This is a genomic window from Pseudomonas sp. FP1762, from assembly GCF_030687105.1.
In the GTDB taxonomy this organism is placed as follows: Bacteria; Pseudomonadota; Gammaproteobacteria; order Pseudomonadales; family Pseudomonadaceae; genus Aquipseudomonas; species Aquipseudomonas siliginis.
Genome location: NZ_CP117458.1, coordinates 4726640 through 4740699 on the forward strand (window position 1 = coordinate 4726640; position 14060 = coordinate 4740699).

Sequence of the window (14060 nt, forward strand, 5' to 3'; positions counted from 1 at the left end):
CTTTTTGTTATGTGGACTTTGTTGAACCTGATTGGGGCAGTTGGATCTTTTCCCCCTCACCCCAGCCCTCTCCCCCAGGGGTAGAGGGGAAAGGGAGCCGATCTCTGTGGGTTCCAAAGTCCGAGGTCGACTCGGTATCTCACGTCGCCGTAACTCGACCATCCACCGCAGTCAGTCCCCTCTCCCTCCGGGAGAGGGTTAGGGTGAGGGGCTTTTGATCGTTCGGTTTTCCGAACGCGACTCCACAGTCGATTCGGTTAACCGGATCACGCCTTCATAAAATTACCGCCATAAAATTTTAATAACGTTATAAAACAATCGCTTAACGGACTTCGACTGCTCTGGCACGAGTCATGCTCTACACTCTCTCGACGAATGCCTGCTGTGCCAACACTTCAGGAGCCGTCAGGCATTCGAAGCACAAAAAGGGCCGACAAACTGGCTCCATAAAAAAAACAATGTCGAGGAAAATTTGATGCGCATCGTTCCCCATATCCTGGGCGCAGCCATTGCTGCCGCTCTGATCAGCACGCCAGTTTTCGCCGCCGAACTCACCGGCACCCTGAAGAAGATCAAAGAGTCCGGTGTCATCACCCTGGGCCACCGTGACGCCTCCATTCCGTTCTCCTATATCGCTGATGCGTCCGGCAAGCCGGTCGGCTACTCGCACGATATCCAGCTGAAGATCGTCGAAGCGATCAAGAAAGACCTCGACCTGCCGAACCTGCAAGTCAAATACAACCTCGTCACCTCGCAGACCCGTATCCCGCTGGTGCAGAACGGCACCGTGGACGTCGAGTGCGGTTCGACCACCAACAACGTCGAGCGTCAGCAGCAGGTCGACTTCTCCGTCGGCATCTTCGAAATCGGTACCCGTCTGCTGTCCAAGAAAGACTCCAAGTACAAGGATTTCGACGATCTGAAAGGCAAGAACGTCGTAACCACCGCCGGCACCACCTCCGAGCGCATCCTCAAGGCGATGAACGCCGACAAGCAGATGGGCATGAACGTCATCTCCGCCAAAGACCACGGCGAGTCCTTCCAGATGCTGGAATCGGGCCGTGCCGTTGCCTTCATGATGGATGACGCACTGCTGGCCGGCGAAGCCGCCAAGGCCAAGAAAGCCGCCGATTGGGAAGTGACCGGCACGCCACAGTCGTACGAAATCTACGGCTGCATGATGCGCAAAGGCGACGAGCCGTTCAAAAAGGCTGTGGATGACGCGATCAAGGCCACTTACGCTTCGGGCGAAATCAACAAGATCTACGAGAAGTGGTTCATGCAGCCGATTCCGCCAAAAGGCCTGAACCTGAACTTCCCGATGAGCGACGAGCTCAAGACCCTGATCGCCAATCCGACCGACAAAGCGGCTGACGACAAGAAGTCCTGATTTTCTGACTAACCTTATCCCCTGAGGAGGCGCCTGCCTTTTCAGGGGATGGTCACTCCCTGCTGGCATTTTTCTGGAAACACTCGAACCGGTGGCTGTCGAGCCGATCGCGTGTGCCCGGTCTTTGAAAAAAAGACTGGGGAGGGAACGGAGTTCCCCAGGCGGGCACTTGTACATCGATCGAATCGAGGGGAGACCCTAATGAATTACAACTGGGACTGGGGCGTGTTCTTCAAGTCCACCGGCGTGGGCAGCGAGACCTATCTCGACTGGTTCATCTCCGGTCTGGGCTGGACCATCGCCATCGCCGTCGTGGCGTGGATCATCGCCCTGCTGCTCGGCTCGCTGCTGGGCATCATGCGCACTGTGCCGAACCGCATCGTATCGGGCATCGCGACCTGCTACGTCGAGCTGTTCCGTAACGTGCCGCTGCTGGTGCAGCTGTTCATCTGGTACTTCCTGGTACCCGATCTGCTGCCGCCGGATCTGCAGGAGTGGTACAAGCAGGACCTCAATCCGACCACCTCGGCCTACCTGAGCGTTGTCGTCTGCCTCGGTCTGTTCACCGCCGCCCGTGTCTGCGAGCAAGTGCGCACCGGTATCCAGGCGCTGCCCCGTGGCCAGGAATCCGCCGCCCGCGCGATGGGTTTCAAACTGCCGCAGATCTACTGGAACGTGCTGCTGCCCCAGGCCTACCGGATCATCATTCCGCCGCTCACCTCGGAATTCCTCAACGTGTTCAAGAACTCCTCCGTGGCGTCCCTGATCGGTTTGATGGAATTGCTGGCGCAGACCAAACAGACCGCCGAGTTCTCGGCCAACCTGTTCGAAGCGTTCACCCTGGCAACGCTGATCTATTTCACCCTCAACATGAGCCTGATGCTGCTGATGCGCCTGGTCGAGAAGAAAGTCGCGGTGCCCGGCCTGATCTCCGTGGGGGGTAAATAATGGAATTCGATTTCAGTGGCATCGTCCCGGCCATTCCCGGTTTGTGGAACGGCATGGTGATGACCCTCAAGCTGATGGCCATGGGCGTGATCGGCGGGATGATTCTCGGCACGATCCTCGCGCTGTGCCGTCTGTCGCACAACAAGCTGCTGTCGAGCATCGCTGGCGCCTACGTCAACTATTTCCGCTCGATCCCGCTGCTGCTGGTGATCACCTGGTTCTACCTGGCGGTGCCGTTCGTGCTGCGCTGGATCACCGGCGAAGACACGCCGATAGGCGCGTTCACCTCGTGCGTCGTGGCGTTCATGATGTTCGAAGCGGCGTACTTCTGCGAAATCGTCCGGGCCGGTGTGCAGTCGATTTCCAAGGGCCAGATGGGTGCTGCTCAGGCACTGGGCATGAACTACGGGCAGATGATGCGCCTGATCATCCTGCCGCAGGCGTTCCGCAAGATGACCCCGCTGCTGCTGCAGCAGAGCATCATCCTGTTCCAGGACACCTCGCTGGTCTACACCGTGGGCCTGGTGGATTTCCTCAACGCCTCGCGTGCCAGCGGCGACATCATCGGCCGCTCCAATGAGTTCCTGATTTTCGCCGGTCTCGTGTACTTCATCATCAGCTTCGCCGCCTCGCGGTTGGTCAAGCGTCTGCAAAAAAGGTTCGCCGTATGATCTCTATCAAAAACATCAACAAGTGGTATGGGGACTTCCAGGTGCTGACTGATTGCAGCACCGAGGTCAAGAAAGGCGAAGTGATCGTGGTCTGCGGCCCGTCGGGTTCCGGCAAGTCGACGCTGATCAAATGCGTCAACGCCCTGGAGCCGTTCCAGAAAGGTGATGTCGTGGTTGACGGCACGTCGATCGCCGACCCGAAAACCAACCTGCCGAAACTGCGTTCGCGCGTGGGCATGGTGTTCCAGCATTTCGAGCTGTTCCCGCACCTGACCATCACCGAAAACCTGACCATCGCGCAGATCAAGGTGCTCGGCCGCAGCAAGGAAGAGGCGACCAAAAAGGGTCTGCAGTTGCTTGAGCGCGTCGGCCTGTCGGCGCACGCCCACAAGCACCCGGGGCAACTGTCCGGCGGGCAGCAACAGCGTGTGGCGATTGCCCGTGCGCTGGCGATGGACCCGATCGTCATGCTGTTCGACGAACCGACCTCGGCGCTCGATCCGGAAATGGTCAACGAAGTGCTCGACGTGATGGTGCAACTGGCTCACGAAGGCATGACCATGATGTGCGTGACCCACGAAATGGGCTTCGCCCGTAAAGTGGCCGACCGGGTGATCTTCATGGATCAGGGCAAGATCATCGAGGACTGCCCGAAAGAGGAATTCTTCGGCGACATCAGCGCCCGCTCCGAACGCGCGCAGCACTTCCTCGAGAAAATCCTGCAGCACTAAAAGCAACACACCCGCACCCTGTCTGTGGGGTGCGGGCAGCCTGACAATGAGATCCCCTGTGGCGAGGGGATTTATCCCCGTCCGGCTGCGCAGCAGTCGTAAACCCTGTGCATGCGGTCTTTCAGTTAAACCGCAGTGATGGTTTTGGGGCCGCTTCGCGGCCCAACGGGGATAAATCCCCTCGCCACAGGCACAAACAAGTGTTGTGGTTGACCCAAGGCATCTGTGATGAAATGCGACCCCACTCTTTATCGCGCTGCCGAGCCATCACTTGCCGTGAAGCCCCGTCTGATTCGTCATCTGTTCCTGCCGCCACTGATCATCGCCCTGATGGTCGGCCTGGGTTTCATCGGCTTCTGGACCAGTGAACACTTCGGCATCCGCAGCCTCGGCGAAAACGGCCAGCGTCAGCTGGAACTGCACGCCCGCGCGGTCGAAAGCGAGATCAGCAAATACACCTACCTGCCCAGCCTGCTGGAACTCGAAACGAGTGTGCCGCAGTTGCTGGCCGATCCGACCCCGGAGCACCGGCAGACGGTCAACGACTACCTCGAGGGTCTGAACCGCCGCAGCCGCAGCCGGGCCATCTACGTCATGGACACCACCGGCCGGGTCATGGCCACCAGCAACTGGCGCGATGTCGACAGTTATCTGGGTGAAGACCTGTCCTTCCGCGCCTATTTCAAAGACGCCGTACGCGGCCAGCCCGGGCGCTTCTACGGCATCGGCAGCACCAATGGCGAACCCGGTTACTACCTCGCCCACGGCCTCGAAGAGCACGGCAAGATCATCGGTGTCGCGGTGGTCAAGGTGCGTCTGGAAGCCATGGAAGAACGCTGGCAGCGGGCGCGACTGGAAGCGTTCGTCAGCGATGAGAACGGCATCATCATTCTCTCCAGCGATCCGGCCAGGCGGCTGAAATCGGTGATCCCGCTCAGCGATGAGGTCAAGGAAAAACTCGCTCGCAGCCTGCAGTATTACTGGTTCCCGCTCAACGAACTGCAACCACTGGCCCGCGAGACGCTGGCCGAAGGCGTGGAGAAACTGACCTTCCCGGCCAACAGCGAATTGCAGCCCGACGAAGACGACATCAGTTATCTGGCGCAAACCCGACTGCTGAGCGACACGCCGTGGAATTTCACCCTGCTCACGCCATTGCAGGACCTGCGCCGCGAAGCCATCAACCAAGGCATTCTGGTGGCCGTTGCGTTTGCCCTGTTCGCCTTCCTGCTGATTGCCTGGAACGAGCGGCGCAAAGTCCTCGCCACCCGCCTCGCCGCCCGCGAAGCGCTGCAGGAAGCCAACAGCCAACTGGAGCGTCGGATTACCGAACGCACCGCCGATCTGCGCGCCAGCAACGAACGCCTGAAGAGTCAGATCCGCGAGCGTCGTCAGGCCGAGGAGACTTTGCGCCGCGCCCAGGATGAACTGGTTCAGGCGGGCAAACTCGCGGCCATCGGCCAGATGTCGACCAGCATCGCCCATGAATTGAACCAGCCGCTGGCGGCCATGCGCACGCTGTCGGGCAACACCGTGCGCTTTCTCGAGCGCGGCCAGCTCGACGTCGCCAGCACCAACCTCAAGACCATCAACGACCTGATCGACCGCATGGGCCGGATCACCGCCAGCCTGCGTTCGTTCGCCCGGCGCGGCGACAACAAGGGTCAGGCCAGTCTCGGCAAAGCCGTCGACGCCGCGTTGCAAGTGCTCGGCGCGCGCGTGGAAAACACCGCGCTGCAGATTCACCGGCAGTTTGCCGATGTGCAATTGCTGATCGATCAGACCCGTCTCGAACAGATCCTCGTCAACCTGATCGGCAACGCCCTCGACGCCATGCACGCGCAACCGCAGCCGCAGCTGTGGCTGGAGGGTGAAGAATTCAACGGCAAGTACCGCTTGCGGGTGCGTGACAACGGCCACGGCATCGACGCCGAAGCGCGCAAGCATCTGTTCGAACCGTTCTTCACCACCAAACCCGGCGAGCAAGGCCTGGGACTGGGCCTGACCCTGTCCGCCAGCCTCGCCGCCGCCACCGGCGGGCACCTGGGTGTCGAACACCCGGCCGGCGGTGGCACCACTTTCGTCCTCAGTTTACCGTTGGTAAGCCCTCTTTCTGCCGAGCCAATATGAACCCTGAACTCAGTGTGCTGATTGTCGAAGACGACCCCCATGTGCTGCTCGGCTGCCAACAGGCGCTGACCCTCGAAGACATTCCGTGCATCGGCGTCGGCAGTGCCGAAGAGGCGCTGGCGCAGGTCGGCGACAACTTTGCCGGCATCGTCATCAGCGACATCCGCCTGCCGGGCATTGATGGCCTGGAATTGCTCACCCGCCTCAAGCAGCGTGATCGCAGCCTGCCGGTGGTGCTGATCACCGGCCACGGCGACATTTCCATGGCCGTCGGCGCGATGCAGAAAGGCGCCTACGACTTCATGGAAAAACCGTTCTCGCCGGAACGCCTGGTCGATGTCGCGCGGCGGGCGCTGGAGCAACGCAGCCTCGCCCGTGAAGTGTCATCGCTACGTCGGCAACTGGCCGAACGCGATTCGCTGGAAGGGCGGATTATCGGCCGCTCACCGGCGATGCAGAACCTGCGCGAGCTGATCGCCAACGTCGCCGACACCTCGGCCAACGTCTTGATCGAAGGCGAGACCGGCACCGGCAAGGAACTGGTCGCTCGTTGCCTGCACGATTTCAGTCGGCGCCACAGCAAACAGTTCGTCGCGCTGAACTGCGGCGGCCTGCCGGAAAACCTTTTTGAAAGCGAGATCTTCGGCCACGAAGCCAATGCCTTCACCGGCGCCGGCAAACGGCGCATCGGCAAGATCGAGCACGCCGACGGCGGCACGCTGTTCCTCGATGAAGTGGAAAGCATGCCGCTGCCGTTGCAGATCAAGTTGCTGCGCGTACTGCAGGAACGCACCCTTGAACGCCTCGGCTCAAACCAGAGCGTGGCGGTGGATTGCCGGGTGATCGCGGCGACCAAATCCGACCTCGATGAGTCGAGCAAGGCCGGGGAATTTCGCAGCGACTTGTACTACCGCCTCAACGTCGTGACCCTGGAATTGCCACCGCTGCGCGAACGCCGCGAAGACATCCTGCAACTGTTCGAGCATTTCACCCAGCAATCGGCGCTGCGCTTCGACCGCGCGCTGCCGGAGCTGGACAACCAGACCCTGTCGAACCTGATGAGCCACGACTGGCCGGGCAACGTGCGCGAACTGCGCAACGTCGCCGAACGCTTCGCCCTCGGCCTGCCGGCCTTCAAGAAATCCGGAGCCAGCGCCGGCCAGGGTCTGGCGTTTGCCGAAGCGGTGGAAGCGTTCGAGCGCAATCTGCTGGTCGACGCCTTGCAACGCAGCGGCGGCAACCTGACCCAGGCCAGCCAGGAATTGGGCATGGCCAAGACCACGCTGTTCGATAAAGTCAAAAAGTACGGGCTGAGCCACTGATGGATCTGATTCTCAAAGCCGCGATCGGCGCCGCAGTGGTGCTGATCCTCGCGGCACTGTCCAAGACCAGAAACTACTACATCGCCGGTCTGGTGCCGCTGTTCCCGACCTTTGCCCTGATTGCGCACTACATCGTCGGCAAGGGCCGCTCGGTCGACGATCTGAAAACCACGATCGTGTTTGGGATGTGGTCGATCATTCCCTACTTTATCTATCTGGCGACGCTGTACGTGATGGTCGACCGCATGCGCCTGGAAGCGTCGCTGGCCGTGGCGGCGGTGGCGTGGCTGATGGCGGCGACGGTATTGGTGAGCGTGTGGGTCCGGCTGCATGCCTGAACCCACGCGCATCAGCCTTTAGCGACCGTAGACTCGGGCCAGTTGCGCGGACGACAAGGCATCCTCGAACGGCACTGGCACTGACTTCACCGCACCGTAGAGATTGCGGTAGCGCCAGTAGTTGCCGTTCTGCGCCAGTTGATAACCGCGCTCGACCACACGCTGGCCGTCGAGCACGTAACGCAGGGTTTCCTGCGCGGCGGGCGGTGGCGTCGGTTGCATCAGGTCGGCGCTCAATACGCGCATGGATTCATCAATGCATTCATCCAGCACGGCGGTGACCTTGGCCAGGTCAAGGGCGCCGTCATCAATGCATTGCTTGCCGCAACGACGAATCGGCTGACTGGCCACTTCGATGCGCATGCGGTACAGCGGCGAGCCGGCGATATCCTGTAATTGCACCTGATTGACCAGCACGAAACTGCCGCGATCGGGCGTCAGCATCAGCTTCGGTTCGATCAGCAACCGTGCCGTCACCGCACCTGCCCCCTGCTTGAATCCGGAGACTTGCGACGCCGCCTGAAAACGCTGTTGCAAGCGCTCCTGCAACGGCACGCCGGCGAGCAGGTCGGCCAGCGGCCGCGATTCGTTCAGCGCGGCTTTTTCGGCATCGCGCTGTAACGTACCGGAACCCATTTGCGTGTTGATCAGACTGGCCACCAGAATCCCCGCCAGACCGGCGCCCGCGCCGGAGCTCGACACCAGCGTGTAACTGGAATTGGCCGCGTTCACCGCCGCCTTGCTGTCGATCACCGTGCTGGCGCCGACAAACTCCGCCGGCAGTTGCACGTCGACCTTCAGTCCGTGTGCCTGCACATAGCTCATGGCCGCCTGATCCTTGAAACCGGCCTCAGGTGCCGGTTTCTGCGCACAGCCAGGCAACGCCAGCAGCGAGATCGCCGCGAGGGTCAGCGCCAGACGTTTCATTGTGCGAACGGGGCGATCATTTGCTGACGGCTGTTATCCATCGCTTGATAAAACGCGTTGGACAGGTTGGTGTAAGACGGCTCGTCCCACTCACCTTGCGCGGCTTGCACAGCGGCGAATGGCTGGTACCACAAGAGTTTGTTGTCCGACAGATCGATCACCATGCCCTGGCCGCCGACCTGGGCCATCGGCACGCTGGTGGGCACGATGCTGTAGTAGCTGCGGGTGGCACCGGTGGCATAGATCGACACCAGCAACAGACGGTCGATGCCGTGGGCAGCTTTCATCGGCGACAGGTCCTTGGTCATGTAGCCCTCGCGGAAATCGACTTCCTTGAAGGTCTTCAGATCGACCTTTTCATCAATGCGCTTGGCCTTGTAGCCCTTGGCTTGCAGCTTGGCGACGATGGCGTCGGGCAGGGTTTCCAGGTCGCGCACCTGCCAGGTCTCGACGTTGGCGCTGAGCTTGCTGTTGACGCCGGCATTGATGGCGTAATCGAGGATGCCCTGATTGCCGGTCAGCGCCAGCACCGGCGACGGTACGACGGTAATGGCCACACCGATGGTCGGCTCTTTGGCATCCCAGAACTGTTTGTCCAGGGCCACGGGCGGTTGCACATGGGCGCAGCCGGTGAGAGTCAGTACGGCGAGCAGAGCCAGCGCGGCCCATTGACGTGTAGCGCGAAAAATCATGGATCAAGTCCCTATGTCTGAAAACGTTCCTGCGCCTTATCGGCAACAACGCGGCAAACAATAGTGGCACATTGATATTTTTTTGGCGACAGGATGCTGGCGCACTCTTACAGCAGATTGTTCGGCGCCGGCGGATCGACCCGAGCCCAATGCGAAGTGTCCTCGCGATGCGCCTGCAAATACGGCAGCACCGCCGCCAGCAACGGCTCCTTGAACGCCTCCTGAAAGCGATGCGCCAGTCCCGGAATCAGTTTCAACTGACTGCCCTGAATGTGCGCCGCCAGATGCACGCCGTGCATCACCGGCAGCAGCGGATCTGCCGTGCCGTGCACCACCAGGGTCGGCACGCGCAGCTGATTGAGCAATGCCACCCGGCTCGGTTCGGCAAGGATTGCCATGATCTGGCGCTTGACGCCTTCGGGGTTGAACGCGCGGTCGTAGGATGCCGCCGCCTGTTGCAGCAAGGCCTGTCGATCATCCGTCACCGCCGGGCTACCGAGTGCCGCGAGCAGATCGGCCTGTTGCTCCAGCGCTACCTCGCGGTTCGGCGCACCTCGGCGCGAGAGCAACTGCACGAGCGCCGCACTCGGTGCCGGCAGGCCTTCAGCGCCGGAAGTGGTCATGATCAGGGTCAGGCTTTCCACCCGCTGCGGCGCCATTGCCGCCATGTGCTGGGCGATCATCCCGCCCATGCTCGCGCCGAGCACGTGGAATTGCTCAACCTTCAGCGCCGTCATCAAACCCAGCGCATCGTCGGCCATGTCAGTCAGGCTGTAGGGCGCCGAAACCGGCAAACCGAGTTTGTAACGCAGCACTTCGAAGGTCAGGTTGGCCTCGATCGGCGCTTGCCGCCAGGTCGACAATCCGACGTCGCGGTTGTCATAGCGGATCACCCGGAAACCCTGCTGACACAGCGCGACCACGACTTCGTCCGGCCAGTGGATCAACTGCCCACCCAGGCCCATGACCAGCAACAGCGCCGGGTCTGATGCACGGCCGATACTTTGATAGGCAAGACTGACCTGCGCCAGCTCGGCGTGCTCGGTCGGCACGTTGACATCACAGCGCCCGGCTGCAAACGAGCCGGCCCCGAACAAAAGCGCGGCCAACGCGGCCGCGACTGAAAAAACTCTCTTGAACATGAAAAACACCAAAACGCAGCACCCCAGTAGAGCGCGAGTCTGATGAAGTTCGTGCGAGCGCGCTGCCACAGTTGCATGACAGTTTGATGAAGAGTGCCGAGCGGTCGTCTGTCGAATGCCCGCCGGATCCTCGCCGACAGATCGACAAAGCGTGCCTCATGAGACAAACTCACCTTCCCCGCATTCGTCACAAGTTTTCTTCATGGAGCCCCGCCGGTGCTTGAAATCCGACATCTGAAAACCCTGCACGCCCTGCGCGAAGCCGACAGCCTGGTGGATGCCGCTGATCGCCTGCATCTGACGCAATCCGCTCTATCGCATCAATTCAAAGAGCTGGAAGAGCGCATGGGCATGCAGTTGTTCGTGCGCAAGACCAAACCGGTGCGCTTCACCAGCGCCGGTTTGCGCCTGCTGCAACTGGCCGACGCCACCCTGCCGCTGTTGCGCGCCGCTGAACGGGACATCGGTCGGCTGGCCGGTGGCACCGCCGGGCGTCTGCACATGGCGATCGAATGCCACAGCTGCTTCCAGTGGCTGATGCCGACCATCGACCAGTTCCGCGATGCCTGGCCGGAGGTCGAGCTGGACCTGGCTTCGGGTTTCGCTTTCGCCCCACTGCCGGCACTGGCGCGCGGCGATCTGGATCTGGTGGTGACCTCCGATCCGCTGGAAATTGCCGGCATCACTTACGTGCCGCTGTTCACTTACGAAGCCATGCTCGCGGTGGCCAATCAGCATGCGCTGGCGAGCAAGCCGTACATCGTTCCCGAAGATTTGTTGACGGAAACGCTGATCACCTACCCGGTCGAGCGTGATCGTCTGGACATCTTCACCCGCTTCCTCGAACCGGCCGACATCGAACCTGCGCAGGTGCGCACTTCGGAACTGACGGTGATGATGATGCAACTGGTCGCCAGCGGCCGTGGCGTCTGCGGGATGCCGCACTGGGCGCTGCATGAATACAGCTCGCGCGGCTATGTGAAGGGCAAACGGTTGGGTGAGAAAGGCTTGTTCGCGACGCTGTACGCGGCGATTCGCACGGACATGCTCGACGCGCCGTACATGCGCGATTTCCTGCTGACTGCCAAGGACACCTCGTTCTCGACCCTCGATGGGGTCAGTGCCGTACGCTGATTTTTCCGAGCAAGAGTTCCCCCTGTGGGAGCGAGCCTGCTCGCGAAAGCGGTGGATGATTCAGCGATGATGTCGGCTGGACGGACGCCTTCGCGAGCAGGCTCGCTCCCACAAGGATTGTCGTGGTGGGTCAGAGCTGGCGCCACATGTGGATCTTGTCGAAGTAGTCTTCGCCCACCCGCACGGCGAGTGGCTCGAGGCCGAACTGAATGAAGCCGCAACGCTGGTACAACTGAAAAGCCGCGTCATTGCCGGCGGTGACAGTGAGCTGCAGCAGCTTCAGCGCCGGATGCTTTTGCGCTTCGACCAGTGCCGCCTGCACCAGATCAAAGCCCAGCCCCTTGCGACGAAAATCCGCCGAGACATACATGCCGAACAGCGTGGCCTTGTGTCGTGCCTTCTCGCGCGGTTCAAAGGCCAGGCCGACAATCCCGGCCAACGTCCCGGCATCGAATGCCCCCAGCACCACATCGAGCTTGCTGGTCAGGCGCCCTTCCCACCAACTCAATGGCATCACCGCGCGCTCGCGCACGCTGGAGGTGAACGCCTGCGGATGACGGTCGTAGGCTTGCAGCATCAGTTCGCGGTAAGCCAAGGCGTGGCTGGCGTCCAGCCGTTCGATCCACATGTCAGGCAGTCCGCCGTTGTTCGAGCATCAGCCGTACGGCGAGGCCGCCGAGCACCATGCCCATGAAATAGCGCTGCATCGCCAGCCACGTCGGGTTGCGCACAAACCATGAGGCGATGCCTGCGGCGAACAGCGCGATCAACAGATTGACGCTGAAGCTGACGCTGATCTGCGTCAGGCCGAGGACGATGCTTTGGGTGAACACCGAGCCGTGCTCAGGGCTGATGAATTGCGGGAACACCGACAGATAGAACACGGCGATTTTCGGGTTCAGTGCGCTGGTGAGAAAACCCATGGTGATCAGCTTGCGCGTCGAGTCCGGCGGCAATTGCTGCGCTTGGAAGGGCGAACGCGCGCCGGGTTTCACTGCTTGCCAGGCCAGCCACAGCAGGTACAGCGCACCGGCCCATTTCAACACTTCATAAGCCATCGGCACGGCAAGAAACACTGCCGTCAAACCGACCGCCGCAGCGAACATATGCACGAAGAACCCGCCGACCACGCCGAGCAACGAAGTCACCCCCGCGCGGCGTCCCTGACAGATCGAACGCGAGATCAGATAGATCATGTTCGGCCCCGGCGTCAGCACCATCAGCAGCGCGGCGGCGGCGAAGATCAGCAGGTCTTGCAACGGGATCATGGCAACGTCCTTTGCGGGAATGATCAGGCGAGTGCAGTCAGTGAACGGCGATAAAACGGCAGGATGTGTTCGCGTGTCAATGGCGCCAGCTCGAGCGCCGGATCAGTGGCCGGATCGACCCAGATCACCTCTTCGATTTCCGCCGCCGGGCAGACGTCGCTATCGACGGTCAGTTGAAAGATTTCCGCATGGACGATGAAGCCCGGCTCGTTGGCGGCGGGGGCGGAAAAACTGTTGAGGAAAATCGCTTGCGCCGGGTCGATCTGCAGCCCGAGTTCTTCTTCCAGCTCACGGGCCAATGCGTGTACTGGCAACTCGTGGGCCTCAATCTTGCCACCCGGTTGCATGAAGGCCGTGGTGCCGCGCTTGCGCACCAGCAGAGTCTGGCCTTGGGCGTTGAGCAACAGCGCGGCGGCGATATGGATGATGCAGGGCGAAACGGCGGATGTCGGCGTCATGAGTCGAAAAATGCCTTGTGCGAAAAGATCGCAGGATCCCACGCCCGACGCGCCTGCGTCATCAGAAGATCCCTACAAGGAGCATCAGTGATCAGCCTGACTCTGACGACAAGTCCGCCCAAAGGCTCGGAAATTTCCCACTCGCGAATTTGGTAGCGTTATTCATCGCTGCCCGGCAGCCATTCGCTACATCGCCTAAGAGGGAAAACGCTGCATGTCTGACATTTCGACGCTCAAGGAAAAGAACAATCTCAAGACGCTCCATTTCATTCTCCTGACCGTAGTCACCATGGGTCTCTACTCGGTTGTATGGCTGCACAAAACAACAACCGTGGTTGAGGAGGTCACTCAAATCAAGACACTGAGCCAGACCGGTCTGGTCGTTTATCTGGCGCTCTGTGGTATCGGAGGGATCTTTTTCACCGTATCTGATCCGCGGTTCATAGCCACGGGGTATGCGATGACGGTCATTGCCCAGCTCATCGCCATTGCTTGGTGCTTTCGAGTTCGCAGAGCCTTGCGCGCCTACACGCTGACCAAACACAACTTCGAACCGCGAATGAACCGCTTGTATTCAGTCCTGTTCACCTTCTATCACATCAATTACTGCATCAACGATATGGCCAGGGCCAAGCACAAACATGACCAGAAACGGCAAACGCCTCAGGAATCAGTCGCGGCATAAACAAAAAGGTAATCGTCGATTTCGCGTGCAAGTTAGCTTCCACCTTTCACTGCAATTCCTTGTGCGAGCTTGCTCGCGAAGGCGTTCGTCAATGCCACAAGTTTGCCCACCAGTATTGCTGCATGGCTGCTTCTCGCGTTCAACAGCCAAGTCAACTGGCATCGTAAGCGAGACGGCTCCGATGTAGGCGAGGAGAGGGAAGTCTGCCTGTTCACGGTTCCGTC

Annotated in this window: 15 protein-coding genes; 9 read left to right on the forward strand and 6 right to left on the reverse strand. The window is 60.6% G+C overall.

What is annotated here, in order from left to right; genetic code table 11:
* Positions 1 to 475: 475 nt before the first annotated feature.
* From PSH90_RS20975 to PSH90_RS21005, 7 genes are all read left to right on the forward strand, one after another.
* A complete protein-coding gene (locus PSH90_RS20975; RefSeq protein WP_095181779.1) occupies positions 476 to 1390 on the forward strand; it encodes a glutamate/aspartate ABC transporter substrate-binding protein in 915 nt (304 codons plus the stop codon).
* 201 nt (positions 1391 to 1591) lie between these two features.
* Positions 1592 to 2338, forward strand: coding sequence for an amino acid ABC transporter permease (locus PSH90_RS20980; protein ID WP_056790046.1), 747 nt, complete (start codon positions 1592 to 1594; stop codon positions 2336 to 2338).
* Complete coding sequence (locus tag PSH90_RS20985) at positions 2338 to 3009, forward strand: amino acid ABC transporter permease (protein ID WP_016773391.1); 672 nt, start codon at positions 2338 to 2340, stop codon at positions 3007 to 3009. The genes PSH90_RS20980 and PSH90_RS20985 overlap by 1 nt, the downstream gene beginning before the upstream one ends.
* The gene (locus PSH90_RS20990; RefSeq protein ID WP_016773390.1) at positions 3006 to 3740 is read left to right on the forward strand and encodes an amino acid ABC transporter ATP-binding protein; all 735 of its coding nucleotides are present in this window, start codon (positions 3006 to 3008) and stop codon (positions 3738 to 3740) included. Before PSH90_RS20985 ends, PSH90_RS20990 begins: the two co-directional genes overlap by 4 nt.
* A 228-nt stretch (positions 3741 to 3968) precedes the next feature.
* On the forward strand, positions 3969 to 5870 hold the full coding sequence (locus tag PSH90_RS20995) for an ATP-binding protein (RefSeq protein WP_056790048.1): 1902 nt from the start codon (positions 3969 to 3971) through the stop codon (positions 5868 to 5870).
* A gap of 44 nt (positions 5871 to 5914) precedes the next feature.
* Positions 5915 to 7192 carry a sigma-54 dependent transcriptional regulator gene (locus PSH90_RS21000; RefSeq protein WP_231507471.1) on the forward strand — a complete coding sequence of 426 codons (1278 nt, stop codon included), beginning with the start codon at positions 5915 to 5917 and terminating at the stop codon, positions 7190 to 7192.
* Between the two features lie 8 nt (positions 7193 to 7200).
* Positions 7201 to 7530, forward strand: coding sequence for a GlpM family protein (locus tag PSH90_RS21005; RefSeq protein WP_177327026.1), 330 nt, complete (start codon positions 7201 to 7203; stop codon positions 7528 to 7530).
* Positions 7531 to 7548: 18 nt separating this feature from the next.
* Here the strand turns inward: PSH90_RS21005 and PSH90_RS21010 are convergent, their stop codons facing one another.
* The 3 genes from PSH90_RS21010 to PSH90_RS21020 form a co-directional block, all read right to left on the reverse strand.
* The gene (locus tag PSH90_RS21010; protein WP_122507766.1) at positions 7549 to 8457 is read right to left on the reverse strand and encodes a hypothetical protein; all 909 of its coding nucleotides are present in this window, start codon (positions 8455 to 8457) and stop codon (positions 7549 to 7551) included.
* Complete coding sequence (locus tag PSH90_RS21015) at positions 8454 to 9149, reverse strand: hypothetical protein (RefSeq protein WP_024014168.1); 696 nt, start codon at positions 9147 to 9149, stop codon at positions 8454 to 8456. The genes PSH90_RS21010 and PSH90_RS21015 overlap by 4 nt, the downstream gene beginning before the upstream one ends.
* Positions 9150 to 9256: 107 nt before the next feature.
* Positions 9257 to 10291: an alpha/beta fold hydrolase gene (locus tag PSH90_RS21020; RefSeq protein WP_056790057.1), complete on the reverse strand. Its 1035-nt coding sequence runs from the start codon at positions 10289 to 10291 to the stop codon at positions 9257 to 9259.
* 216 nt (positions 10292 to 10507) lie between these two features.
* Between PSH90_RS21020 and metR the strand changes: the two genes are divergently transcribed.
* Positions 10508 to 11425: a transcriptional regulator MetR gene (gene metR, locus PSH90_RS21025; RefSeq protein WP_016773382.1), complete on the forward strand. Its 918-nt coding sequence runs from the start codon at positions 10508 to 10510 to the stop codon at positions 11423 to 11425.
* A gap of 130 nt (positions 11426 to 11555) precedes the next feature.
* Here the strand turns inward: metR and PSH90_RS21035 are convergent, their stop codons facing one another.
* The 3 genes from PSH90_RS21035 to PSH90_RS21045 are packed head-to-tail and all read right to left on the reverse strand — an operon-like array spanning position 11556 to position 13151.
* Positions 11556 to 12053 carry a GNAT family N-acetyltransferase gene (locus PSH90_RS21035; protein WP_150638626.1) on the reverse strand — a complete coding sequence of 166 codons (498 nt, stop codon included), beginning with the start codon at positions 12051 to 12053 and terminating at the stop codon, positions 11556 to 11558.
* Position 12054: 1 nt separating this feature from the next.
* Complete coding sequence (locus PSH90_RS21040) at positions 12055 to 12693, reverse strand: LysE family translocator (RefSeq protein WP_305381462.1); 639 nt, start codon at positions 12691 to 12693, stop codon at positions 12055 to 12057.
* Between the two features lie 23 nt (positions 12694 to 12716).
* Positions 12717 to 13151 (reverse strand): NUDIX domain-containing protein, encoded by a 435-nt coding sequence (locus PSH90_RS21045; RefSeq protein ID WP_305381463.1) that lies wholly within the window; start codon positions 13149 to 13151, stop codon positions 12717 to 12719.
* A 214-nt stretch (positions 13152 to 13365) separates the two neighbouring features.
* On the opposite strand from PSH90_RS21045, the gene PSH90_RS21050 reads away from it, so the two are divergent.
* Positions 13366 to 13836, forward strand: a complete 471-nt coding sequence (locus PSH90_RS21050) for a DUF4234 domain-containing protein (RefSeq protein WP_056790069.1) — start codon at positions 13366 to 13368, stop codon at positions 13834 to 13836.
* Positions 13837 to 14060: the final 224 nt, after the last annotated feature.